Annotated in this window: 23 protein-coding genes; 15 read left to right on the top strand and 8 right to left on the bottom strand. The window is 56.9% G+C overall.

From position 1 onward, the window contains the following. Positions 1-6 precede the first annotated feature (6 nt). Complete coding sequence (locus ACOKCT_RS00205; protein WP_420193032.1) at positions 7-693, bottom strand: TVP38/TMEM64 family protein; 687 nt, start codon at positions 691-693, stop codon at positions 7-9. Continuing rightward, complete coding sequence (xthA, locus tag ACOKCT_RS00200; RefSeq protein WP_156654345.1) at positions 694-1503, bottom strand: exodeoxyribonuclease III; 810 nt, start codon at positions 1501-1503, stop codon at positions 694-696. A gap of 444 nt (positions 1504-1947) precedes the next feature. Here xthA and astC point away from each other — a divergent pair, with 444 nt between their 5' ends. The 7 genes from astC (at position 1948) to ves (ending at position 9652) form a co-directional block, all read left to right on the top strand. Then, positions 1948-3168 carry an aspartate aminotransferase family protein gene (astC, locus tag ACOKCT_RS00195; protein WP_103179275.1) on the top strand — a complete coding sequence of 407 codons (1221 nt, stop codon included), beginning with the start codon at positions 1948-1950 and terminating at the stop codon, positions 3166-3168. After that, the gene (gene astA / locus ACOKCT_RS00190; RefSeq protein WP_420193031.1) at positions 3165-4199 is read left to right on the top strand and encodes an arginine N-succinyltransferase; all 1035 of its coding nucleotides are present in this window, start codon (positions 3165-3167) and stop codon (positions 4197-4199) included. Before astC ends, astA begins: the two co-directional genes overlap by 4 nt. Next, positions 4196-5683 carry a succinylglutamate-semialdehyde dehydrogenase gene (astD, locus tag ACOKCT_RS00185; protein WP_420193030.1) on the top strand — a complete coding sequence of 496 codons (1488 nt, stop codon included), beginning with the start codon at positions 4196-4198 and terminating at the stop codon, positions 5681-5683. Before astA ends, astD begins: the two co-directional genes overlap by 4 nt. After that, positions 5670-6995 (top strand): N-succinylarginine dihydrolase, encoded by a 1326-nt coding sequence (gene astB / locus ACOKCT_RS00180; protein ID WP_103179278.1) that lies wholly within the window; start codon positions 5670-5672, stop codon positions 6993-6995. The genes astD and astB overlap by 14 nt, the downstream gene beginning before the upstream one ends. Positions 6996-7005: 10 nt before the next feature. After that, a complete protein-coding gene (gene astE, locus ACOKCT_RS00175; protein WP_420193029.1) occupies positions 7006-7971 on the top strand; it encodes a succinylglutamate desuccinylase in 966 nt (321 codons plus the stop codon). 338 nt (positions 7972-8309) lie between these two features. After that, positions 8310-8801, top strand: coding sequence for an ATP-independent periplasmic protein-refolding chaperone Spy (gene spy / locus ACOKCT_RS00170; RefSeq protein ID WP_420193028.1), 492 nt, complete (start codon positions 8310-8312; stop codon positions 8799-8801). A 293-nt stretch (positions 8802-9094) separates the two neighbouring features. Further along, a complete protein-coding gene (gene ves, locus ACOKCT_RS00165) occupies positions 9095-9652 on the top strand; it encodes an environmental stress-induced protein Ves (RefSeq protein ID WP_159339079.1) in 558 nt (185 codons plus the stop codon). Here the strand turns inward: ves and cho are convergent. Together cho and nadE are read right to left on the bottom strand one after the other, a co-directional pair. Next, a complete protein-coding gene (gene cho, locus ACOKCT_RS00160; protein ID WP_168192013.1) occupies positions 9621-10508 on the bottom strand; it encodes an excinuclease Cho in 888 nt (295 codons plus the stop codon). The two genes, ves and cho, sit on opposite strands and share 32 nt — an antisense overlap. A gap of 84 nt (positions 10509-10592) precedes the next feature. Further along, positions 10593-11420 (bottom strand): ammonia-dependent NAD(+) synthetase, encoded by an 828-nt coding sequence (nadE, locus tag ACOKCT_RS00155; RefSeq protein WP_103179283.1) that lies wholly within the window; start codon positions 11418-11420, stop codon positions 10593-10595. 231 nt (positions 11421-11651) lie between these two features. Here nadE and osmE point away from each other — a divergent pair, with 231 nt between their 5' ends. From osmE to chbG, 7 genes are all read left to right on the top strand, one after another. Beyond that, a complete protein-coding gene (gene osmE / locus ACOKCT_RS00150; RefSeq protein ID WP_103179284.1) occupies positions 11652-11993 on the top strand; it encodes an osmotically-inducible lipoprotein OsmE in 342 nt (113 codons plus the stop codon). Between the two features lie 272 nt (positions 11994-12265). Further along, positions 12266-12583 carry a PTS N,N'-diacetylchitobiose transporter subunit IIB gene (gene chbB / locus ACOKCT_RS00145; RefSeq protein WP_103823836.1) on the top strand — a complete coding sequence of 106 codons (318 nt, stop codon included), beginning with the start codon at positions 12266-12268 and terminating at the stop codon, positions 12581-12583. A gap of 81 nt (positions 12584-12664) precedes the next feature. After that, positions 12665-14023, top strand: coding sequence for a PTS N,N'-diacetylchitobiose transporter subunit IIC (gene chbC, locus ACOKCT_RS00140; protein ID WP_103179286.1), 1359 nt, complete (start codon positions 12665-12667; stop codon positions 14021-14023). A gap of 45 nt (positions 14024-14068) precedes the next feature. Further along, positions 14069-14422, top strand: a complete 354-nt coding sequence (chbA, locus tag ACOKCT_RS00135; RefSeq protein ID WP_103179287.1) for a PTS N,N'-diacetylchitobiose transporter subunit IIA — start codon at positions 14069-14071, stop codon at positions 14420-14422. A gap of 28 nt (positions 14423-14450) precedes the next feature. Next, positions 14451-15269, top strand: coding sequence for a transcriptional regulator ChbR (gene chbR, locus ACOKCT_RS00130; protein WP_214421869.1), 819 nt, complete (start codon positions 14451-14453; stop codon positions 15267-15269). Positions 15270-15371: 102 nt separating this feature from the next. Further along, positions 15372-16727 carry a 6-phospho-beta-glucosidase gene (locus ACOKCT_RS00125; RefSeq protein ID WP_103179289.1) on the top strand — a complete coding sequence of 452 codons (1356 nt, stop codon included), beginning with the start codon at positions 15372-15374 and terminating at the stop codon, positions 16725-16727. A gap of 11 nt (positions 16728-16738) precedes the next feature. Continuing rightward, positions 16739-17497, top strand: a complete 759-nt coding sequence (gene chbG / locus ACOKCT_RS00120; RefSeq protein ID WP_214421870.1) for a chitin disaccharide deacetylase — start codon at positions 16739-16741, stop codon at positions 17495-17497. A 129-nt stretch (positions 17498-17626) separates the two neighbouring features. Here chbG and katE read toward each other — a convergent pair whose 3' ends face one another. Next, positions 17627-19885 (bottom strand): catalase HPII, encoded by a 2259-nt coding sequence (katE, locus tag ACOKCT_RS00115; RefSeq protein WP_420193027.1) that lies wholly within the window; start codon positions 19883-19885, stop codon positions 17627-17629. Between the two features lie 195 nt (positions 19886-20080). Between katE and cedA the strand changes: the two genes are divergently transcribed. Further along, entirely contained in the window at positions 20081-20335 is a 255-nt protein-coding gene (gene cedA / locus ACOKCT_RS00110) for a cell division activator CedA (RefSeq protein WP_103179292.1), read from the top strand. Positions 20336-20393: 58 nt separating this feature from the next. On the opposite strand, the gene ACOKCT_RS00105 is transcribed toward cedA, so the two are convergent. From ACOKCT_RS00105 to kduD, 3 genes are all read right to left on the bottom strand, one after another. Then, the gene (locus ACOKCT_RS00105) at positions 20394-21785 is read right to left on the bottom strand and encodes an L-cystine transporter (protein ID WP_156654354.1); all 1392 of its coding nucleotides are present in this window, start codon (positions 21783-21785) and stop codon (positions 20394-20396) included. 129 nt (positions 21786-21914) lie between these two features. Further along, positions 21915-22505: a metal-dependent hydrolase gene (locus ACOKCT_RS00100; protein ID WP_103179294.1), complete on the bottom strand. Its 591-nt coding sequence runs from the start codon at positions 22503-22505 to the stop codon at positions 21915-21917. Positions 22506-22597: 92 nt separating this feature from the next. After that, positions 22598-23359, bottom strand: a complete 762-nt coding sequence (gene kduD / locus ACOKCT_RS00095; protein ID WP_103823845.1) for a 2-dehydro-3-deoxy-D-gluconate 5-dehydrogenase KduD — start codon at positions 23357-23359, stop codon at positions 22598-22600. Positions 23360-23386 lie beyond the last annotated feature (27 nt).

Genomic DNA, 23386 nt, shown 5'->3' with positions numbered 1-23386 from the left:
TCTCTGTTATGAAGAAGTGCGGGAAAAGCGGGCGAACAGCCAGCGGGTGATAAGCGGCAGCAGCCCCAGTAGCGTAAAGGCAATGACCACGCCGGGGGAAAGGATATCACGCAGCGCGGCGATCTGCCCCAGCTGGTGTCCGGCATTAAGATAGACGATTGCCCCTGGCAGCATGCCGAGCTGACTGACCCACCAGTAGCGCCACAATCCGATCGGGGCGATCCCCGCCAGCAGGTTGACCATAAAGAACGGGAACAGCGGCATCAGGCGCAGGGCAAAGAGGTAGAACGCCCCGTCCCGCGAGACACCTTCGTTAACCGTGCGCATTGGCCCGGCAAAACGGCGCTGCACCCAGTCCCGCAGCAGGTAGCGGCTGCTCAGCATCGCCAGCGTGGCCCCCAGCGTCGAGGCGAACGACACCAGCAGGATCCCCGGCCACAGGCCAAACAGCGCCCCGCCGAGCAGGGTTAACACCGCGGCGCCCGGCAGCGACAGGGTAGTGACCAGCACATAGAGAAGGAAAAAGAGTATGGCGCTCTTCAGCGGCGCCTGCTGGCAGTATAGCTGCAGGGCCTGATGCTGCGCCTGAAGGTTTTCCAGCGTCAGCGTGCCGGGCGGCAGTAGCTTAAAAAGAAGGGTAAAAGCGCCCAGAAGGGCGCAAATAAGCAGAACTTTACCGGGACGTACAGCCATTTACTTCACGTCGAAGGTCGCCCAGACCGGGGCATGGTCGGAGGGTTTTTCCATGCTGCGGATCTCATAGTCGATCCCGGTTTCGATGCAGCGCTCCGCCAGCGGGCTGCTTGCCAGCAGCAGGTCAATGCGCAGGCCGCGGTTATCATCAAAACCTTTAGAGCGGTAGTCAAACCACGAGAAGCGATCGTGGGTTTCCGGGTTGGCGTTGCGGAAGGTATCCACCAGACCCCAGCCCAGCAGACGCCCCATCCACTCGCGCTCTTCCGGCAGGAAGGAGCATTTCCCGGTGCGCAGCCAGCGCTTGCGGCTGTCCTCGCCGATGCCGATATCCAGATCGGTCGGGCTGATGTTCATATCGCCCATGATCAGCACCGGATGATCTTTTTGCAGCTCCGTTTCCAGCAATGACTGCAGATCCTGGTAGAACTTCTCTTTGGCCGGGAATTTCAGCGGATGGTCGCGGCTCTCGCCCTGGGGAAAGTAACCGTTGATCACGGTGACATTACCCAGCGGGGAGGGCACTTCCGCCATGATGATACGGCGCTGGGACTCTTCGTTATCCCCCGGGAAACCGCGACGTACCGAGACAGGCGCCGCTTTGGTCAGCAGGGCCACGCCGTAGTGACCTTTCTGGCCGTGATAAAAGACGTTGTAACCCAGTTTTGCCACCTCTTCGAGAGGGAACATATCGTCGTGAACTTTTGTCTCCTGCAGGCCAATGACGTCAGGCTGATGTTTTTCGACGATGGCCTGGAGTTGATGAGGGCGGGCGCGCAGGCCGTTGATATTAAAAGAGACAAATTTCATAGTCGCTGCCAGTGCAAGGTGAATAGTGCAAGGATGGTAGCAGAATTTCCTCCCGCTGACTGCCGCCGCTGCGTATGTTCCACCCATTACTGCAACAGATCCTGCCGATAGTGCAATTTCTGCACCGTTCTGACGCGTTACGCCCTCCGATGGCGCATAAAAGCTACACAAATTTCGCGAGCGATCACAATTCCAGAATTATATTTGGCCTATGCATAATATTTCTGTTTTTCCTTCGGTAAAGCTGCGCTTGTTGTAAAAATATTCACTTTTTATGCAATAACAGTGAATAACTCCATGTTGTAACCTGTTGATATTTCGTTACCCCCTCCCGTTTATGCATTTTTATCGCTGGCTGGCACGAACGCTGCAATCTACATTCACAGGGCAAACACATAAATATTTAACATTTTATCAACCTTTTATTTACCGGATGAGGTCGCTATGTCTCTGTCAATTACGCGTGAAAACTTTGATGAATGGATGATGCCGGTTTACGCCCCGGCGGCTTTTATTCCGGTACGGGGAGAGGGCTCGCGCCTGTGGGATCAGCAGGGCAAAGAGTATATCGACTTTGCTGGGGGCATTGCGGTTAACGCCCTGGGACATGCTCATCCGGCGCTGCGTCAGGCGCTGAACGACCAGGCGGCAAAGTTCTGGCATACCGGGAATGGCTACACCAACGAGCCCGCGCTGCGCCTGGCGAAAAAACTGATCGACGCCACCTTCGCGGAAAAAGTGTTCTTCTGTAACTCAGGCGCTGAGGCCAACGAAGCCGCGCTGAAGCTGGCACGTAAATATGCCCACGACAATTTTGGCAGCCATAAAAGCGGTATCGTCGCCTTTAAAAATGCCTTCCACGGCCGCACCCTGTTTACCGTCAGCGCGGGCGGGCAACCCTCTTACTCCCAGGATTTCGCGCCGCTGCCACCGGATATCCGCCACGCGGTCTATAACGATCTACAGTCCGCCAGCGAGCTGATAGATGAGTCCACCTGCGCGGTGATCGTCGAGCCGATGCAGGGCGAAGGCGGCGTTGTGCCTGCCGACAAAGCGTTCCTGCAGGGGCTGCGCGAGCTGTGCGATCGCCACAACGCGGTGCTGATTTTCGATGAAGTCCAGACCGGCGTCGGCCGCACCGGTGAGCTCTATGCCTATATGCACTACGGCGTGACGCCGGATGTGCTCTCCACCGCCAAAGCGCTGGGCGGCGGCTTCCCTGTCGGGGCAATGCTCACCACCGATAAATTTGCCCGGGTGATGACCGTCGGCACCCACGGCACCACCTACGGCGGCAACCCGCTGGCATCGGCGGTGGCCGGTCAGGTGCTGGATATCATCAACACGCCGGAAGTGCTGAACGGCGTGAAGCAGCGTCACGACTGGTTTGTTGAGCGTCTTCAGGCCATCAACAGCAAAACCGGCCTGTTTAAAGAGATTCGCGGCCTGGGGCTGCTGATTGGCTGCGTGCTCACGGATGAATTCGCCGGAAAAGCTAAACTCATTTCACAGGAAGCGGCAAAAGCGGGCGTGATGGTGTTGATCGCCGGGGCTAACGTGGTGCGCTTCGCGCCTGCGCTGGTTGTCAGCGAAGAAGAGGTGCGGACCGGGTTAGATCGCTTTGCGCTGGCCTGCGAACAGGTGAAGTCCGGGGTGTCATCATGATGGTCATCCGTCCCATTGAGCGCGGGGATCTCTCCGCCCTCATGCAGCTTGCCGGTAAGACGGGAGGCGGGCTGACCTCGCTTCCCGTTGATGAAAACACGCTCTCGGCGCGCATTGAGCGCTCCATCGAGACCTGGCAAGGGACGCTGCCGAAAGGCGAACAGGGCTACGTGTTTGTGCTGGAAGATACCGACAGCGGAACCGTGGCGGGGATTTGCGCCATTGAGGTGGCGGTAGGTCTGAACGATCCCTGGTATAACTACCGTGTGGGCACCCTGGTGCATGCCTCGAAAGAGCTGAACGTCTACAATGCGCTGCCCACGCTGTTTCTCAGTAACGATCACACCGGCAGCAGCGAGCTCTGCTCGCTGTTTCTCGACCCGGAGTGGCGCAAAGAGGGCAACGGCTATCTGCTCTCCAAATCGCGCTTTCTGTTTATGGCCGCCTTCCGCGATCGCTTTAACGAAAAAGTGGTTGCCGAGATGCGCGGCGTCATCGACGAAACCGGCTTCTCGCCGTTCTGGAAAAGCCTGGGCGAGCGCTTCTTCTCCATGGAGTTCAGCAAGGCGGACTACCTGTGCGGCACCGGGCAGAAAGCTTTTATCGCCGAGCTGATGCCAAAACATCCTATCTATACCCATTTCCTCAGTCCCGAGGCGCAGGCGGTAATTGGCGAGGTCCATCCGCATACCGCGCCGGCCCGCGCGGTGCTGGAAAAAGAGGGCTTCCGCTACCGTAACTATGTCGACATCTTCGACGGCGGCCCGACGCTGGAGTGTGATATCGACCGGGTGCGGGCGATCCGCAAAAGCCGTCTGGTGGAGGTGGCCGAGGGGCAGCCCGCGCCGGGTGAGTTTCCGGCCTGCCTGGTGGCGAACGAACAATATGACAGCTATCGCGCCACGCTGATCCGCGTGGACCCCGAATGTGAACGTCTGGTGCTGACCGCAGCGCAACTGGATGCCCTGAAATGTTGCGCTGGCGATCTTATTCGCATGGTGCGTCTGTGCCCCGAGGAGAAAACGGTATGAACTTATGGATTAACGGTGACTGGGTAACCGGCGAAGGTGAACTTCGCAGCAAACATAACCCGGTGGGGCAGGAGAGATTATGGCAAGGGGCGGATGCCAGCCCCGGGCAGGTTGAGCAGGCGTGCCGCGCCGCGCGCGCCGCGTTCCCCGGCTGGGCGAAGCTGCCGTTCAGCGCTCGTCAGGCGATCGTGGAGAAATTTGCCACCCTGCTGGAGGCAAATAAGCAGGAGCTGACCCGCGTTATTGCCAGCGAAACCGGCAAGCCGCGCTGGGAGGCGGCGACCGAAATTACCGCCATGATCAACAAGGTCGCCATTTCAATTAAGGCGTACCACACCCGCACCGGCGAGCAGCGTACCGAGATGGCGGACGGGGCCGCTACGCTGCGCCATCGTCCGCACGGCGTGCTGGCGGTGTTTGGCCCCTATAACTTCCCCGGCCATCTGCCGAATGGCCACATCGTGCCCGCCCTGCTGGCGGGTAACACGGTGATCTTCAAGCCGAGCGAGCTAACGCCCTGGAGCGGCGAAGCGGTGGTCAAACTGTGGGAGCAGGCCGGGCTGCCGCCGGGGGTGCTCAATCTCGTCCAGGGCGGGCGCGAAACCGGTCAGGCGCTGAGTGCGCTGAGCGATATTGACGGGCTGCTCTTTACCGGCAGCGCCGGAACTGGCTATCAGCTGCACCGCCAGCTGGCCGGGCAACCGGAGAAAATTCTCGCCCTTGAGATGGGGGGCAACAATGCGCTGATCGTTGACGATCCGGCGGATATCGATGCCGCGGTCCACCTGACCATCCAGTCAGCCTTTATTACCGCCGGGCAGCGCTGCACCTGCGCCCGTCGGCTGCTGGTCAAACGCGGTGCTGAAGGGGATGCTTTCCTGGCCCGTCTGGTTGAGGTGAGCAGGCGGCTGCTGCCGGGCGAGTGGGATGCCAGCGAGCAGCCGTTTATCGGCGGGCTGATTTCCGAACAGGCGGCAAAAAATGTCTATCACGCCTGGCGGGAACATGTCGCCCGCGGCGGCCAGTCGCTGCTGGAGCCACGGCTGGTGAAGGCGGGAACCTCTTTATTAACCCCGGCAATCGTCGAGATGACTGGCGTGAGCGGTGTGCCGGACGAAGAGGTCTTTGGTCCGCTGCTCTGCGTCTGGCGCTATGACGATTTTGACCAGGCCATTGCGATGGCAAACGCCACACGCTACGGCCTGTCGTGCGGTCTCATCTCCCCGGATCGTGAGAAATTTGACCAGCTGCTGCTGGAGGCGCGCGCCGGGATTGTGAACTGGAATAAACCGCTCACCGGCGCGGCCAGTACCGCCCCGTTTGGCGGGGTGGGCGCCTCCGGTAACCATCGTGCCAGCGCCTGGTATGCGGCGGATTACTGCGCCTGGCCGATGGCGAGCCTGGAGACGCCGGCCATCGTCCTGCCGGAGCAGCTGAATCCGGGCCTCGATTTTACACGGGAGAAGCGTCATGAAAGCGCGTGAAGTTAACTTCGACGGGCTGGTGGGGTTAACCCACCACTATGCCGGGCTGTCTTTCGGCAATGAGGCCTCCACAAAACACCGCTTTCAGATCTCCAACCCGCGGCTGGCGGCAAAGCAGGGGTTGTTAAAAATGAAGGCGCTGGCGGATGCGGGTTTTCCTCAGGCGGTGATCCCGCCGCAGGAGCGGCCTAACGTCGCCGTCCTGCGCCAGCTCGGGTTTACCGGCAGCGACGAGCAGGTGGTGGAGAAAGCGGGCACCCAAATGCCGCAGCTGCTCTCTGCCGCCAGTTCGGCCTCCTCCATGTGGGTTGCCAACGCCGCGACGGTGGCCCCCTCCGCAGATACCCTCGACGGAAAAGTGCATCTGACGGTGGCGAACCTGAACAACAAGTTCCACCGCGCCAGTGAAGCTGGCACCACGGAACAGGTGCTGCGGGCTATTTTTCGCGATGAGTCCCGGTTCAGTGTCCATACAGCGCTGCCGCAAGTGGCGATGTTCGGCGACGAAGGGGCGGCCAACCATAACCGTCTTGGCGGCGATTATGGCGAGCCGGGTTTGCAACTGTTTGTCTATGGTCGTGATGAGGGAACAGGTCCCGCGCCTGCCCGTTACCCGGCCCGTCAGACTCTGGCCGCAAGCCAGGCCGTTGCCCGCCTGAATCAGGTCAATCCGGGCCAACTGATGTTTGCCCAGCAAAACCCGCTGGTGATCGACCAGGGAGTGTTCCATAACGACGTGATTGCGGTCTCGAACCGCCAGGTGCTGTTCTGCCACGAGCAGGCGTTTGTTCACCAGTCAGCGCTGCTGCACGCCCTGGGCGATCGCGTGCCCGGATTTATGCCGATTGAGGTGCCGACGGAAGCCGTTTCGGTGCAGGATGCGGTGGCAACCTATCTCTTTAACAGCCAGCTGCTGAGCCGTGACGACGGCAGCATGATGCTGGTGCTACCCCAGGAGTCGCAGAACCATCCTGGCGTCTGGCGCTATCTGAATCAGCTGGTGGCCGAGGATAACCCCATCAGCGAGCTGCGGGTGTTCGATCTGCGCGAAAGCATGGCCAACGGCGGCGGTCCGGCCTGTCTGCGCCTGCGCGTGGTGCTCACCCCTGAGGAGCAGCGGGCGGTTAACCCGGCGGTGATGATGAACGATACCCTGTTCAACACCCTTAATGACTGGGTGGATCGCTACTATCGCGATCGGTTGACCCAGGCCGACCTGGTCGATCCGCAGCTTTTACGGGAAGGACGCGAAGCGCTGGATGCCCTGACCCGCATTCTGCAACTGGGCTCCGTCTACCCGTTCCAGCAATAAAGGAGGCGTTATGGATAATTTTCTGGCGCTGACCATGGCGAATGAAACGCCCGCCCGACGGGAGGGTAAAGGGGCTTCGTTTCACTGGCGCTGGCTGGCACGCGGCGTGCTGGAGCTCGTCCCGGAGGCAGACAGCGAGCGAGCCCTGGTGCTCTCTGCCGGGATACACGGCAACGAAACGGCGCCGGTGGAGATTGTCGACCTGCTGGTCAGGGCGCTCTTTCGCGGCGAACTCTCGCTGCGCTGCCGTCTGCTGATTATCTACGGGAATCCTCCGGCGCTGCGAGCCGGCAAGCGCTACCTGACCTGCGATATCAATCGCCTGTTCAGCGGGCGCGGGACGCAGTTCCCGGCCTGCGAGGAGACCGAACGGGCGGCGCTGCTGGAGGATCTGTTAGCGGCCTTTTACCGGCAGGCGGGTTCCGATCGCTGGCATCTGGATCTGCATACCGCCATCCGCGCCTCGTATCATGAGCGCTTTGGCGTGCTGCCCCAGCGCAATCAGCCCTGGGATGAGGCGTTTATTCAGTGGCTGGCGGATGCCGGGCTGGAGGCGCTGGTCTTTCATCAGGCACCCGGCGGTACCTTCACCCATTTCACCTGCGAACGCTTTGGGGCGCTGGCCTGCACCCTGGAGCTGGGAAAAGCGCTGCCGTTCGGGCATAACGATTTAACGCGTTTTGCCACCACCCATCAGGCGCTGCGCGCGTTGCTGTGTGGTGAGGTATCGACGTCCCATGCCGGGCCCGTGGCGCAGTATCGGGTGGTGCAACAGATCACCCGCCGCAGCGAGGCCTTTGTGCTGCACATGGCGAGTCATACCCTGAACTTTACGCCGTTCCGCCAGGGGGTATTGTTGGCAGAGGATGGCGAAGAACGCTATGAAGTACAAAAGCCAACCGAGTATGTTCTTTTCCCGAACCCCGCCGTGGCCTTTGGTTTGCGCGCCGGGCTGATGCTGGAAAAAGTTGCCTGAAAATTACCTGACCCCATCTGTGTAACGCGGTGGGGTTGTTTATTTTCTCAGCCATTTCACTCGACTGCCGTTTTATTACGGATTATTCCTGGTTGTTTGCTTTATTATTAATCTGTTTGTCGGTATACTTCTCCACAATCTCTTTAAAATCATCTGCATGCATATTTTTGTTTCAACTCTCCACGCTTTATCCTTATTTTCTCCATATTTGACGATAATTTGTTTTTTACACTTTCACTGTTTTACCGTTGCTCTGACTAATTGACGATAAACCCCGTAAAGTTAATCTCGTCAACACGGCATAGCGCCGAAGAATAACTGAAAGGAAGGACAAAATTATGCGTAAATTAACTGCACTGTTTGTTGCCTCTACCCTGGCTCTGGGCGCTACCAGCGCGGCGTTCGCCGCTGATACCGCCACCACCACCACGGCTGCACCGACCGAAGGCAAAATGATGCATCACAAAGGTAAGCCGGGCATGCATCACGACATGATGTTTAAAGACCTGAACCTGACGGATGCGCAGAAAGAGCAGATCCGCGACATCATGAAAAGCCAGCGCGAGCAGATGAAGCGTCCGCCGGTAGAAGAGCGCCGCGCAATGCATGACATCATCGCCAGCGACGCCTTCGATAAAGCGAAGGCCGAAGCGCAGGTTGATAAGATGGCCGAGCAGCATAAAGCCCGCATGCTGGCGCACATGGAAACCCAGAACAAGATTTACAACATCCTTACCCCGGAACAGAAAAAGCAGTTTAATGCCAATTTTGAGAAGCGTCTGACAGAACGTTCCGCGGCGAAAGGTAAAATGACCACCTCAGCCGAATAATCGGTTCAGCTATTCAAGACCGCCGGAGTCTTGTCCACTCAAGCAGATTTGCTGTGGGCAGGTCCGGCGGTTTTTTCTTTTCCAGCCTCTTGCCAGCCGCCGCCATCCCGGTATTCTCCTGTTATCGATTTGCAGAATGTGTTTGAAATTTCTGACGTTACTTTTTTCGTCGTCAGACTAAGGCCCACCCGCACATCTGCCGATACTGTTCTGCAGCGACCTAACGATAACAAACAAAAAGCGACCGCCCTGGGCGGGGTGCTTTGGCGCGTATTGCGCCATTTGGAGTGGTGATGGAATTCTTCGATATCCGCAAAATGCCGGTTAACCTCTGGCGCAACGGCGCGGGAGAGACGCGCGAAATATGTTGTTTCCCTCCTGCAACCCGGGACTTTAACTGGCGCGCCAGTATTGCCTCCCTTGCCAGCAACGGTGATTTTTCTGTTTCCCCCGGTGTTGATCGGGTGATCACCCTGCTGGAAGGGGGAGAAGTGCAGCTGGATGGTGGAAAGGCGTTTAATCACACGCTGCGGCGTCATCAACCCTTCAGCTTTGCCGGAGAACTGCCGGTCAAGGCGCAGCTGCTGGAAGGGCAGATGTCGATGGACTTTAACATCATGACCCGCCGGGATTGCTGCCGGGCTAAGGTGCGGGTGGCGGATCGCACCTTCACGACATTCGCGTCACGCGGCGGCGTGGTGTTTGTGCTGAGCGGCGCCTGGCAGTTGGGTGATAAACTGCTGACCGCCGATCAGGGGGCGTACTGGCATGAAGGCGACCATACCCTGCGATTGCTTAAGGACGAGGGCACCCTGCTGTTCAGCGAGATTTTCTGGCTTCCGGGCCACTGAGCGGAATGATCTCATACTTGCCCGCCAGCAGCGGCTTGCAGAGTATTTTATACCCATCCTGATCAAAACCGGCGGGCGTGCGCAGCAGTTCCGCCGCCTCGTCCAGGCTTTCGACCGCGCCCAGCCAGAGCCAGTTATGGATAATGTGGTAGTGGGTCATCTCCGGGCGCGACTCTTTCAGCGCCACGGCGCAGTCCCACGGCCAGCAGGTGACGCCTATCGCCTGCAACCCTTCAACCAGCCGCTGCTGATGCTCCTCCACGCTCTCTTTCCCGCAGCACGCCCCTGCACAACGCTTCAGGGCGGAGCGGAAACAGGCCCGCCCGCGGCTTAACGACTCCAGCCCCAGCAGGCCGTAACAGAGCTGTCGCTCGTCGGCCAGCGTCTGTAAGGTTTGCAGCGCCGCCCGGCGGTTAGCGAACAGGCCATACAGGTTCGGGGTATGCGAAAAATCGACCTCGCGGGCATAGACGATCTGCGGTTTACCCTCGGTGATTTGCAGCGAGCAGAGCTGGCGGTTGCGACGTAATCGTTTATTGAACAGCGGCTGCTGCTCCTTGATTAAACGCGCTTCCAGCAGCAGGGCGCCCAGCTCGCCCGCGGTTTGCGTCCAGGTGATGCGCCGGGACTGGCGCAGCATAGCGGCTTCGTCCGGCGTGCGCAGATGCGACAGCACCCGGCTGCGGATATTGACGCTCTTGCCGATATAAAGCGGCATGGCATCGCTTTCGCCATGAAAGAAGTAGACGCCTGGCTGCCTGGGGAGTGCCTCAAGCCACGGGCGCAGATGTTCGGGATATTCATAGATTGCTGCCGCTTCAAATTCAAGCCGCGGTGCCGATTGACGCCTGCTCACAACATACTCCTGATACTGTTCAGGCATACAGTGTAGCAGCAGTGGTGCGGTTAAAAAAGAGGCGGCATAAGCCGCCCCGTCAGATTACGCTTTCCAGAAGTCGTCAAACACCGTGATCGGCGGGCGACGTTTGTGCTCGGTCTTCAGGTACCAGCCTTCGATAATGCGGGCGGTGCCTTCGTCCAGCGTCTTACCTTCCAGATAATCATCAATATTTTCATAGGTCACGCCCAGCGCAGCTTCGTCAGGCAGGGAAGGGCGATCGTCTTCCAGATCTGCGGTAGGGGCTTTTTTATACAGATGCTCCGGACAGCCCAGCGCGGCCAGCAGCTGTTTGCCCTGGCGCTTGTTGAGACGAAACAGCGGATTAATGTCGGTACCGCCATCGCCATATTTGGTGAAGAAGCCGGTCAGGGCTTCTGCCGCATGGTCTGTCCCCACCACTACGCCGCTGGTCATCCCGGCGATGCTGTACTGCGCCTTCATGCGCTCGCGGGCTTTTTCGTTACCGCGGACGAAATCGCTCAGCTCAATGCCCGCCTCGCGCAGCGCTTTTTCGCTGGCCAGCACCGCTTCTTTAATATTGACGGTCAGCACGCGATCGGGCTGGATGAACGCGATGGCATCCTGACAATCCTGCTCGTCAAACTGCACACCGTAGGGCAGGCGCACCGCGATAAACTGCAGGTCGTTATTCCCCGTTTCGGCACGCAGTTCGTTGATCGCCATCTGGGCGAGCTTCCCGGCGAGCGTAGAGTCCTGACCGCCGCTGATGCCCAGCACCAGCGTTTTCAGAAACGGGAAGCGGGTTAAGTAGGATTTCAAAAAATCGACGCTACGGCGAATCTCTTCTTCCGCGTTGATAGTGGGTTTTGCACCCAGTGCCTGGATAATCTCTTGTTGCAGAGCCATCTAGCCCCTCCGTTACACAAATTTGCCTGATGAATGTACTGTTAAAGCTAACCTGTGATGGGTAAAACGACAAGGATCACAAATTTGAATGGAGCGAAATAGAGCGATTTAGCAGGTTATTTTTGTTTTGCCGGAATTTTCCGAAAAAACTTTGCCGTCACGCTTGAGGTTGAAAAATGTGGTTTTCTATTCCAGGCTTACTTAACACGCTGATAAACAAGAGGACGGAATATGAACAAGAACGTAGCAGGAATGTTAGGCGCAGCGGCTGTACTGACTTTACTGGCGGGCTGTACCGCTTATGACCGCACAACCGATCAGTTTAAAGAGCCTGTGGTCAAAGATGTTAAGAAAGGGATGAGCCGCGCTCAGGTCGAGCAGCTGGCCGGTAAGCCATCCTCTGAAGTGACGATGATCCACGCTCGCGGTACTTGCCAGACCTATATCCTGGGTCAACGGGATGGTAAAACCGAAACCTATTTTGTTGCATTAGATGACACAGGTCACGTTATGAACTCTGGCTACCAGACCTGCGCGGAATATGACACCGATCCGCAGGCACCTAAAGCCTGATAACCCTTTTGCCTGAGCAGATCCAAACCGGCCAACTGGCCGGTTTTTCTTTATCCCCCCTATAATCTTATTTCTTATCGCGAATTATTTGCCTGAAATGTGAAGGTTGTCATAACCGCAGGTCAATGAGAGACAATTCCAAAACATCCTGGATTACCACAGCCTTATCGCTTGCCGTATACTCATCCCATCAGACCAGCCTGCGAGAAGAACGCCCGGTAACGGTGCTGAAGTCGCAGCTAACGCGGTGGCTATATAAGAGGGAAGTCATTATGGAAAAGAAACATATCTATCTGTTTTGCTCAGCAGGCATGTCAACGTCACTGCTGGTGTCAAAGATGCGCGCGCAGGCCGAGAAGTACGAAGTTCCGGTTATCATTGAAGCCTTCCCGGAAACGCTGGCAGGCGAAAAAGGCACCAGTGCCGATGTGGTACTGCTGGGGCCGCAAATTGCCTATATGTTGCCAGAAATTCAGCGTCTGTTACCGAATAAACCGGTTGAAGTGATCGACTCTGCCCTGTACGGCAAAGTGGATGGTTTGGGTGTTCTTAAAGCTGCAGTAGCGGCGATTAAAAAAGCTGCTAATTAATTTAATTTTTATTTTTCCCGTCAAAGAGCAATTTCACACATTTACGCCGCAATATTATTGCGGCATTTAAGGGTATTTTCTATGAGTAGATTTATTGCTGCGCTTGAAAAGGTACTCCTTCCTTTTGCAGTTAAAATAGGAAAGCAACCGCATGTCAACGCCATTAAAAACGGTTTTATTAAAGTAATGCCGTTAACACTGGCCGGGGCCATGTTCGTTTTAATTAACAACGTTTTTCTTAGCTTCGGTGATGGTTCATTTTTCTATTCATTAGGCGTGCGTTTAGATCCCTCAACTATTGAAACATTAAATGGTTTCAAGGCCATCGGCGGCAATGTGTACAACGGTACGCTGGGTATTATGTCGCTGATGGCACCTTTCTTTATCGGGATGGCGCTGGCAGAAGAGCGTAAAGTCGACTCACTGGCCGCCGGTTTATTATCTGTCGCTGCGTTTATGACCGTCACCCCTTACAGCGTGGGCGAAGCCTACGCAGTGGGCGCCAACTGGCTGGGCGGGGCAAACATCATCTCCGGCATTGTGATCGGTCTGGTGGTGGCGGAGATGTTCACCTTTATTATTCGACGCAACTGGGTGATTCGCTTACCGGACAGCGTTCCGGCATCGGTATCGCGCTCGTTCTCGGCGCTGATCCCGGGCTTCATTATTCTCTCCATCATGGGGACTATCGCCTGGGCGCTCTCACACTGGGGCACCAACTTCCACCAGATCATCATGGACACCATCTCCACACCGCTGGCATCCATGGGAGGCGTGGTAGGCTGGGCTTACGTGATTTTCACCTCCCTGCTTTGGTTCTTCGGTGTTCACGGCTCTCTGGCGCTGGCTGCGCTGGACAGCGGCATCATGACCCCATGGGCGCTGGAAAACGTGGCGCTCTACCAGCAGTACGGCTCCGTTGACGCAGCGCTGGCGGCCGGTAAAACCTTCCACGTGTGGGCGAAACCGATGCTGGACTCCTACATCTTCCTGGGCGGTACCGGGGCAACGCTGGGCCTGATCATCGCGGTATTTATCACCTCCCGTCGTGCGGATCATCGTCAGGTGGCGAAGCTGGCCCTGCCGTCAGGCATCTTCCAGATTAACGAGCCCATCCTGTTCGGTCTGCCGATTATCATGAACCCGGTGATGTTTATTCCGTTCGTCCTGGTGCAGCCGCTGCTGGCGGCCATTACCCTGACGGCTTACTACCTGGGCATCATCCCGCCGGTCACTAACATTGCACCGTGGACCATGCCAGCCGGTCTGGGCGCCTTCTTCAACACCAACGGCAGCGTAGCGGCCTTCCTGTTGGCGATATTTAACCTGGGTGTGGCAACCCTGCTCTATATGCCATTCGTTGCCATCGCCAATAAAGCCCAGACCACCATTGATGAAGAAGAGAGCGAAGAGGATATCGCCCTCGCACTGAAATTCTGATGTCGTATGACGCGGGGCGACCCGCGTCACTACAGGAGAGAAAACATGTTTGATTTAGAGAATGTAGTTGCAGAAGCGGAAGAGGTCGCAGAGAACGATCTTGAAGAAGTGGTGATGGGGCTTATCATCAACTCCGGTCAGGCGCGCAGCCTGGCGTACGCGGCGCTGAAAAAAGCCAAGCAGGGCGATTTCGACACCGCGAAAGAGATGATGGCCCAGTCGCGCACCGCGCTCAATGAAGCGCACCTGGTGCAAACAAAACTGATCGAAAGCGATCAGGGTGAAGGTAAAATGAAGGTCAGCCTGGTGCTGGTACATGCTCAGGACCATCTGATGACCTCCATGCTGGCGCGTGAGCTGGTGGCGGAACTCATCGAACTTCATGAGAAAATGCAGTAGGTCAGACTGATAGCAGGAGGTCAGCGCCATGGAAATCACTACCGCCCGGGAACAACAGCTGTTTAATGGTAAAAATTTTCATGTCTTTATCTACAACAAGGTGGAGAGCATCAGCGGTCTGCATCAGCATGACTACTATGAGTTCACCATCGTGCTGACCGGCCGCTATTTCCAGGAGATCAACGGCAAGCGGGTGCTGCTGGAGCGTGGGGATTTTGTTTTTATCCCGATGGGTTCTCACCATCAGAGCTTTTACGATTTTGGTGCCACGCGCATTCTCAACGTCGGCATCAGTAAACGCTTCTTCGAAACCCACTACTCGCCGCTGCTGCCGTTCTGCTTTGTTGCATCGCAGGTTTATCACGTTAAAAGTGAATTCCTGAACTGGATCGACACTGTTATTGCCTCACTCAACTTCCGCGACAATGAATTCGATGAATTTATTGAAACGGTGACCTTTTACGTCGTCAATCGGCTACGCCATTATCGCGAAGAGCAGCAGGCATCCGACGATATTCCGCAATGGCTGCGCACGACCGTTGAATCGATGCATGACAAGCTGCGTTTTGGTGAAAACGCGCTGGAAAATATGGTGGCGCTGTCGGGAAAATCCCAGGAATACCTGACCCGTGCCACCCAGCGTTATTACCAGAAAACGCCGATGCAGATTATTAATGAAATACGGATCAATTTCGCCAGAAAACAGCTGGAAATCACCAACTATTCGGTGACGGATATTGCTTACGAATCCGGTTATAGCAGTCCGAGTCTGTTTATTAAAACCTTTAAGAAATTGACCTCATTTACCCCTAACAGCTACCGGAAAAACCTCACAGTTATTAATTAACGTCCGGCGGGTTTACCGCCGGGAATATCGATTAACAGGCTTGCCCAATATAAATGGGACGGGATCGCTATACTTAAAAAGCGGATCTCCAGGGAGAATATTATGCAAAAGAAACTTAAAGTAGTGACCATCGGCGGCGGAAGCAGCTACACCCCGGAATTACTGGAAGGCTTCCTTAAGCGTTATCATGAACTGCCGGTCAGCGAATTGTGGCTGGTTGACGTGGCCGAGGGCCAGGAGAAGCTCGATATTATTTTCGACCTGTGCCAGCGTATGGTGAAAAAAGCGGGTGTGCCGATGACCGTGCATAAAACCCTCGACCGTCGTCAGGCGCTGAAAGATGCCGATTTCGTGACGACGCAGCTGCGTGTCGGCCAGCTGAAAGCGCGCGAGCTGGATGAGCGTATCCCGCTGAGCTACGGCTATCTGGGCCAGGAGACCAACGGTGCAGGCGGCCTGTTCAAAGGGCTGCGCACCATTCCGGTGGTGTTCGACATCATTAAAGATGTACAGGAGATCTGCCCCCAGGCATGGGTGATTAACTTCACCAACCCGGCCGGGATGGTCACCGAAGCGGTCTATCGCCATACCGGGTTCAAACGCTTCATTGGGGTCTGCAATATCCCTATCGGCATGAAGATGTTTATTCACGACGTGCTGGCCCTGACCGACAACGACGACCTCTCTATCGACCTGTTTGGCCTGAACCACATGGTCTTTATCAAGGATGTCCTGGTCAACGGCAAATCACGTTTCCCGGAGCTGCTGGATGGCGTTGCCAGCGGCACTCTGAAAGCAAGTTCGGTGAAGAACATCTTTGACCTGCCGTTTAGCGAAGGGCTGATCCGCTCCCTGAATCTGCTGCCATGCTCCTATCTGCTCTACTACTTCAAGCTGAAAGAGATGCTGGCGATCGAGATGGGCGAATACTACAAAGGCGGTGCCCGCGCGCAGGTGGTGCAGAAGGTGGAAAAACAGCTGTTCGAGCTCTATAAGAACCCGGATCTGGACGTGAAGCCGAAAGAGCTGGAGCAGCGCGGCGGAGCATACTACTCCGATGCGGCCTGCGAAGTGATCAACGCTATCTACAACGACAAGCAGGCGGAACACTACGTCAATGTGCCGCACCACGGCCACATCGATAACATCCCGGCGGACTGGGCGGTGGAGATGACCTGCATCCTGGGCCGTGACGGGGCGAAGCCACATCCGCGACTGACCCATTTCGATGATAAAGTGATGGGCCTCATCCACACCATCAAGGGCTTTGAAGTGGCGGCAAGCCAGGCGGCCATCAGCGGCGAGCTGAACGACGTGCTGCTGGCGCTGAACCTGAGCCCGCTGGTGCACTCCGATCGTGATGCCGAGAAGCTGGCGCGGGATCTGATCCTGGCCCATGAAAAATGGCTGCCGAATTTCGCCGCCACGATCGATAAACTGAAAAGCGAGCAGCACTAAGAGGGATCGCTATGGAATATCTGCTGATCGTCAATGCCGATGATTTTGGCCTCTCAAAAGGGCAGAACTACGGCATCGTGGAAGCCTGTCGGCACGGCGTGGTGACCTCCACCACCGCGATGGTGAACGGTGAAGCCATTGAGCACGCCGCGGCGCTCAGCCGGGATCTGCCCGATCTGGGCGTGGGCATGCACTTTGTTCTGACCCTTGGTATGCCGCTAACCGCTATGCCAGGGCTGACCCGGGAGGGGGTGTTGGGCAAATGGATCTGGGAGAGGGCAGAGGAGGGGACGTTACCCCTGGAGGAGATCGCCCGCGAACTGGACTGTCAGTTCAATCGCTTCGTCGATCTCTTCGGGCGCGAACCGACCCATATCGACAGCCATCATCACGTGCATATGATCCCGGCCATCTTCCCGCTGGTGGCCGAGTTTGCCCGCCGCAAAGGGGTGGCGCTGCGTGTGGATCGTCAGGTCGACATGCCCGGCGAAATGGGGGGCGATCTGCCGCCCACGACGGACGGTTTCAGTAGCGCATTTTATGGCGATGAAATCAGTGAAGCGCTGTTTTTAAGCGTACTGGACAGGTCCGTACAGCAGGGAGAGCGGTCGCTGGAGGTGATGGCGCATCCGGCCTTTATCGACAATACGATCCGTAAAAGCGCTTACTGCTGGCCACGACTGACGGAGATGGAGGTGCTGACCTCGACGTCGCTGAAGTATGTGATTGCCGAGCGCGGGTATCGTCTGGGAACGTTCGGGGATCTGTGAGGAAATGCCGGGTGGCGGATTCGCCTTACCCGGCCTACAAATTCAATGGAACCTTGCGCCGGGTTTTATCCGGTTAGCAAATTACACGGAACCGTAGGCCGGGTAAGCGCAAGCGCCACCCGGCTTTTTTTACGCAGGTATTTGGTCAATCTTACTGCTGCGCGACCATACCCGGTGCGCCGCCATCAGCAACGTCAGTTCATCCATAAATGCACCCGCAGCCGTATCGCCTTCGACGATACCCTCTTCGCCCTGATCTGCCACCTTCAGCAGCGGCTTAAACTGACGGGCATCGCCAGCCAGCGCAATCGGCTTGAGATGCTTGTACGCTTCCAGCAGATAGTAAGCCGCGTCGCCGTTATTCAGCAGGCTCTGAATATCGCCGCACGGCACGACGACCGCATCGACGGTCAACGACGGTGAACCGGCGAAGGTGGCCGCCACTGGCAGTACCGAGCCGTCATCGGCGGTGACTTCACCCATGCGCGAATAGAGCAGTTTGGCATGGACGCCTTTGGCCTTGAGCGCCTGGAGCACCGCCAGCACGTCGCTGGCCCGTGGAGTATCGTTCAGCAATACCGCCACCACACGGCCTTTGATATCGCCGCCAGGAACTGCATACAGGCTGAGGGAGGGATCCTTTTGTACGCCGTTCACATCCTGCGGCGGAGCCAGGTTACGCTGCTCGTCGGTAAGGGTGATGCCCAGATTGTCCGCCACCTTCTGGGCCAGCGTGATATCGATATGGGCCAGCTGATCGACCACCCGCTCGCGGATATAGGCCCGCACCACTTTGCTCAGCTCAAAGCTGAAGGCGCCCACAATATGATCCTGCTCAACGGGCGTCTGGCTCTGCCAGAACAGGCGCGGATGGGCATAGTATTCACCGAAAGAGGGGCTACGCTCGCGGATCTTCGATCCCTCCACGCGCTCCTGATAGGACTCGAATCCGCCCCGTTTTGGCCCCGGCGGCGTTTCGCGCGGCCAGTTGTCGTTGATCGAGTTTGGCTCGTAGTTCGCCGGGTTGGTGTCGATCTCCATGCGGTGCATCCCGTCCCGCTGGAAATTATGGTACGGGCAGGTTGGTCGGTTGATTGGGATCTCGTGGAAGTTAGGCCCGCCCAGACGACTGATTTGCGTATCGGTATAGGAGAACAGACGCCCCTGCAGTAATGGGTCGTTGGTGAAGTCCATCCCGGGGACAATATGCCCTGGGTGGAACGCGGCCTGCTCGTTTTCGGCAAAGAAGTTGTCCGGGTTACGGTTGAGCACCATTTTGCCCACCAGCTGAACCGGCACCAGCTCTTCGGGAATGAGCTTGGTCGGATCGAGGATATCAAAATCAAACTTGAACTCGTCCTCTTCCGGGATCAGCTGGAAACCGAGCTCAAATTCCGGGAAGTCGCCCGCTTCAATGGATTCCCACAGATCGCGGCGATGGAAGTCTGGATCGCGCCCGGTGAGCTTTTGCGCCTCATCCCATACCAGCGAGGCTTTACCGGCGACCGGTTTCCAGTGGAAGCGCACAAAGGTGGCTTTGCCTTCGGCGTTAATCAGCCGGAAGGTATGAATGCCAAAGCCCTCCATGGTGCGGTAGCTGCGCGGAATGCCGCGGTCGGACATCGCCCACATCACGTTGTGCAGGGTTTCCGGCTGCAGCGACACGTAATCCCAGAAGGTATCGTGTGCGCTCTGGCCCTGGGGAATAGCCCAGTGAGGTTCCGGTTTTACGGCGTGAACAAAATCGGGGAACTTGTGTGCGTCCTGAATAAAGAAGATCGGTGTGTTGTTGCCCACCATATCAAAAACGCCTTCATCAGTGTAAAACTTGGTGGCGAAACCGCGAATATCGCGCACCGTGTCGGCGGAACCTGCGCCGCCCTGTACCGTGGAAAAGCGTACAAAAACCGGCGTGATTTTATCCGGATCCGACAGGAAATCGGCTTTAGTAATCTCTTTCAGGCTTTTGTAAGGCTGGAAATAGCCATGTGCGGCGGAGCCGCGGGCGTGTACGATGCGCTCCGGGATACGTTCATGGTCAAAGTGGGTGATCTTCTCCCGCAGGATAAAGTCTTCCAGCAGGGTGGGACCGCGCGTACCGGCACGAAGGGAGTTCTGATCGTCACTGATACGCACACCCTGGTTGGTGGTCAACGGGAAGTTTTCCCCCCCTTTGCGAACCCCCTCCAGCGCATTCAGTTTCTGGTTGCCGGTATCAGGTGCCTTCATGCTGCCGGGAGCCGTCGGCTCCTGGCCTGGCGGAGTAGGGACTGGACTTGCGCGGTGAGAACCGTCTGCCGGGGCCAGCGAGTCCATTCCGGGTTTCGCTTCGCTGGCATCGTGAAGCGGGGATTGTTCAGGTTTATGGGTCTTATCATTTTGCGACATTGCACTCGTCTCCTTTTCATTGCTGAAATGCGGCCGTTTTTGCGTCAAAACTCAATAACTATAGAACATTACGGGTTATAAACCGGGTGAAAGGCCGATCTAAGGTCAGAGCTTATGTTGCATAAGACACGTGAGGCGCGACGCAGGAGGGGCAATCGGCTATGATAAGAATTTGCTGATTTTTATGCTTGTTTAGTGAAACTGCTGCTTATGAAACCTCTTCGCCAACAAAACCGCCCTGTGATCAGTTACCAGCCTCGCGTTGAACCTGCGCCGCCAGAACATGCCACCAAAATGGATGGCTTTCGTGACGTCTGGCTGTTACGCGGCAAATATGTGGCCTTTGTGCTGATCGGGGAGCGTTTTCGTCGTTCTCCAGCTTTTACCGTACCGGAATCAGCCCAGCGCTGGGCGCTACAGGTCCGTCAGGATGAAGAGGTTGAGGATTAACAGAGATAAAAAAACCGCCGTCATTACTGAAGGCGGTTTTTTTTAACTCAGAAGGCGATTAACGGTGCGCGAGCTCCGCGTCATCTTCACTTGCCAGGATAGTTTTGTCGGTCTGCTTCAGCCACTGGCTGGTCAGCGTCCCGGCGGTCATGGAGCCGCTGACGTTTAGTGCGGTACGCCCCATGTCGATCAATGGTTCAACGGAGATCAGCAGAGCCACCAGCGTTACCGGGAGACCCATCGCAGGCAGAACAATCAGTGCCGCGAAGGTTGCGCCGCCGCCCACACCGGCCACACCGGCAGAGCTCACGGTGACAATCCCCACCAGGGTCGCAATCCAGACCGGATCCAGCGGGTTAATCCCAACCGTTGGGGCAACCATCACCGCCAGCATGGCAGGGTAGAGACCCGCACAACCGTTCTGGCCAATCGTTGCACCGAAGGAGGCAGAGAAGCTGGCAATCGATTCCGGCACGCCCAGACGACGGGTCTGCGCTTCCACATTCAGTGGAATGGAGGCGGCGCTGGAGCGGCTGGTAAAGGCGAAGGTCAGTACCGGCCACACTTTGCGGAAGTATTTCAGCGGGCTGACGCCGTTTACGCTGAGCAGAATGGCGTGAACCACAAACATAATGCCCAGACCGAGATACGAGGCCACCACGAAACTACCCAGCTTGATGATGTCCTGGAGGTTCGAGCCCGCAACCACTTTGGTCATCAGCGCCAGAACGCCATACGGGGTCAGCTGCATCACCAGACGCACCAGCTTCATCACCCAGCTCTGCAGGGTATCGATGGCGGTCAGTACGCGCTGGCCTTTCGGCGCATCATCTTTCAGCAGCTTCAGGGCAGCTACGCCCAGGAAGGCGGCAAAAATTACCACGCTGATGATAGACGTCGGGTTGGCCCCGGTCAGATCGGCAAACGGGTTTTTCGGGATAAAGGAGAGCAGCATCTGCGGAACGGTGAGATCCGCCACTTTACCCGCATAGTTGGTCTCGATGGCGGTCAGGCGCGCGGTCTCCGCGGTGCCCTGCACCAGGCCTTCTGCCGTCAGGCCAAACAGGTTGGTGACCAGCACACCGACCAGCGCCGCGATAAGCGTAGTAAACAGCAGCGTACCGATGGTCAGAAAGCTGATTTTCCCCAGCTGGGAGGCGTTATGCAGACGGGCAACCGCGCTCAGAATAGAGGCGAAGACCAGCGGCATGACGATCATCTGCAGCAGCTGGACGTAGCCGTTGCCGACAATGTTAAACCACTGAATAGACTCTTTCAGTACCGGATTGCTGGAACCGTAAATGGCCTGCAGCGCCAGGCCAAAGACCACGCCCATGACCAGACCGACCAGCACTTTTTTAGCCAGGCTCCACTGTTTATGACGCGCCTGCGCCAGCAACAGCAGTAGGCCGACGAACACCACAATGTTCGCGATTAATGGAAAATTCATCCCCGTTCTCCTGATTTAATATCAGATCGGTATCAGTCCGACCTTGTTGGCGCAAGGTTAGCAGAAGTGTGATCCAGTCGCTTATATCCAAATGGAATGGGTTATGCCAAAACGGTTAAGTTTGTCCAGTTACTGCTCACTTTGCAGATGAATAAAGCGGTTGAACTGAAATTGCAGCGAATTGATCATGTGCGAAGACCAGCGCACGGCACCGTTTTCAGGCAGCGTCTGAGGCATCCAGACGGCCCAGGCAAACAGGGCCATGCACAGCGCACGCTCCAGCTGGTTACCTTTTTGCGGGCGGAGGATAGGCAAACGAAAACGCCAGCGGCAGGGCCAGAGGAGGGGAACCCCTGCCGGGGTGAGCATGTCGGCCAGGATATGGCTCAGGTAACCCAGCACCATTCCCTGAATGGCGTCTGCGGGGATAAGCCAGCTGTCGGGCACTTTTAAATAGAAGAGGGTCAGGGCGGCGAACACCGCCAGCAGGCTGTGGGTAAACCCACGATGGCCGCAGGCGCGGGCAATGGGTTTGGAGATCCACTTCAGCCGCTGCCCGAGCAGCGACTTAGGATGATCGATATCCGGTAACAGGCAGGTCAAAACCGCCGATGGCACAATATGCCACCAGTCACCCTGCGCCAGCACCGGTGTAAGCTCAGCGTTCTTGGCAAACACTGCGCAGGCGAGAGAAAAAAGCAGATGACCTTCCGCCGTCATGATAAAACCCACTAAACTGTCGATGCATCCAGTATAGGGATTTTATACAGTATACGGAAGTAGTGACGGTGTAACTCTTTGTCACAAAGCTGTTAACGCGCCAGCCAGCCACCATCGACGGCAAGGGTATAACCGTTCACATAGTCCGAGGCGGAAGAGGCCAGAAATACCGCCGGACCCTGGAGATCGTCCGGCTTGCCCCAGCGACCCGCCGGAATACGGTCGAGGATCTCTTTGCTGCGCTGTTCGTCGTCGCGTAGCTGCTGGGTGTTGTTGGTCGCCATGTACCCCGGGGCGATGGCATTTACGTTAATACCATGTTGTGCCCACTCGTTGGCTAGCAGCCGGGTGAGCCCCAGCACGCCGCTTTTTGACGCGGTATAAGAGGGAACGCGGATCCCCCCCTGGAAGGAGAGCATGGAAGCGATATTGATAATTTTGCCCCCTTGCCCCTGGGCAATAAACTGGCGGGCCACGGCCTGAGAGAGGAAAAAGACCGACTTCAGGTTGAGGTTCATCACCTCATCCCAGTCTTTCTCACTGAAGGTCAACGCATCTTCCCGGCGAATGGTTCCGGCGTTATTCACCAGGATATCGACCCGCCCCATGCCGGTCACCGCCTGTTCAACCAGACTTTCAATGGCATCCTGCTTGCTGAGGTCGGCCTGAATAGCCAGAAACCGGCGCCCCAGCGCCTTCACGCCTGCGGCGGTCTCTTCCGGAACGCGGCGATTGACGCTGACAATATCGCATCCAGCCTGGGCCAGACCCAGCGCCATGCCCTGGCCGAGGCCGGTATCACAGCCGGTAACGATGGCAACTTTTCCTGAAAGATTAAAGGCATCCAGTATCATACAGACCTCAGTGTGTAGGGGGATATA

Source organism: Leclercia sp. M-A074-M (assembly GCF_965195605.1).
Classification (GTDB): domain Bacteria; phylum Pseudomonadota; class Gammaproteobacteria; order Enterobacterales; family Enterobacteriaceae; genus Enterobacter.
Note: the sequence above shows the minus strand (reverse complement) of the source record. Positions and strands in the feature narration are given on the sequence as shown.

Bases quoted from the DNA above. Each gene is read 5' to 3' on its own strand.
- ACOKCT_RS00205 (WP_420193032.1), bottom strand. From the start codon at position 693: ATGGCTGTACGTCCCGGTAAAGTTCTGCTTATTTGCGCCCTTCTGGGC.
- xthA (WP_156654345.1), bottom strand. From the start codon at position 1,503: ATGAAATTTGTCTCTTTTAATATCAACGGCCTGCGCGCCCGCCCTCAT.
- astC (WP_103179275.1), top strand. From the start codon at position 1,948: ATGTCTCTGTCAATTACGCGTGAAAACTTTGATGAATGGATGATGCCG.
- astA (WP_420193031.1), top strand. From the start codon at position 3,165: ATGATGGTCATCCGTCCCATTGAGCGCGGGGATCTCTCCGCCCTCATG.
- astD (WP_420193030.1), top strand. From the start codon at position 4,196: ATGAACTTATGGATTAACGGTGACTGGGTAACCGGCGAAGGTGAACTT.
- astB (WP_103179278.1), top strand. From the start codon at position 5,670: ATGAAAGCGCGTGAAGTTAACTTCGACGGGCTGGTGGGGTTAACCCAC.
- astE (WP_420193029.1), top strand. From the start codon at position 7,006: ATGGATAATTTTCTGGCGCTGACCATGGCGAATGAAACGCCCGCCCGA.
- spy (WP_420193028.1), top strand. From the start codon at position 8,310: ATGCGTAAATTAACTGCACTGTTTGTTGCCTCTACCCTGGCTCTGGGC.
- ves (WP_159339079.1), top strand. From the start codon at position 9,095: ATGGAATTCTTCGATATCCGCAAAATGCCGGTTAACCTCTGGCGCAAC.
- nadE (WP_103179283.1), bottom strand. From the start codon at position 11,420: ATGGCTCTGCAACAAGAGATTATCCAGGCACTGGGTGCAAAACCCACT.
- osmE (WP_103179284.1), top strand. From the start codon at position 11,652: ATGAACAAGAACGTAGCAGGAATGTTAGGCGCAGCGGCTGTACTGACT.
- chbB (WP_103823836.1), top strand. From the start codon at position 12,266: ATGGAAAAGAAACATATCTATCTGTTTTGCTCAGCAGGCATGTCAACG.
- chbC (WP_103179286.1), top strand. From the start codon at position 12,665: ATGAGTAGATTTATTGCTGCGCTTGAAAAGGTACTCCTTCCTTTTGCA.
- chbA (WP_103179287.1), top strand. From the start codon at position 14,069: ATGTTTGATTTAGAGAATGTAGTTGCAGAAGCGGAAGAGGTCGCAGAG.
- chbR (WP_214421869.1), top strand. From the start codon at position 14,451: ATGGAAATCACTACCGCCCGGGAACAACAGCTGTTTAATGGTAAAAAT.
- ACOKCT_RS00125 (WP_103179289.1), top strand. From the start codon at position 15,372: ATGCAAAAGAAACTTAAAGTAGTGACCATCGGCGGCGGAAGCAGCTAC.
- chbG (WP_214421870.1), top strand. From the start codon at position 16,739: ATGGAATATCTGCTGATCGTCAATGCCGATGATTTTGGCCTCTCAAAA.
- katE (WP_420193027.1), bottom strand. From the start codon at position 19,885: ATGTCGCAAAATGATAAGACCCATAAACCTGAACAATCCCCGCTTCAC.
- ACOKCT_RS00105 (WP_156654354.1), bottom strand. From the start codon at position 21,785: ATGAATTTTCCATTAATCGCGAACATTGTGGTGTTCGTCGGCCTACTG.
- ACOKCT_RS00100 (WP_103179294.1), bottom strand. From the start codon at position 22,505: ATGACGGCGGAAGGTCATCTGCTTTTTTCTCTCGCCTGCGCAGTGTTT.
- kduD (WP_103823845.1), bottom strand. From the start codon at position 23,359: ATGATACTGGATGCCTTTAATCTTTCAGGAAAAGTTGCCATCGTTACC.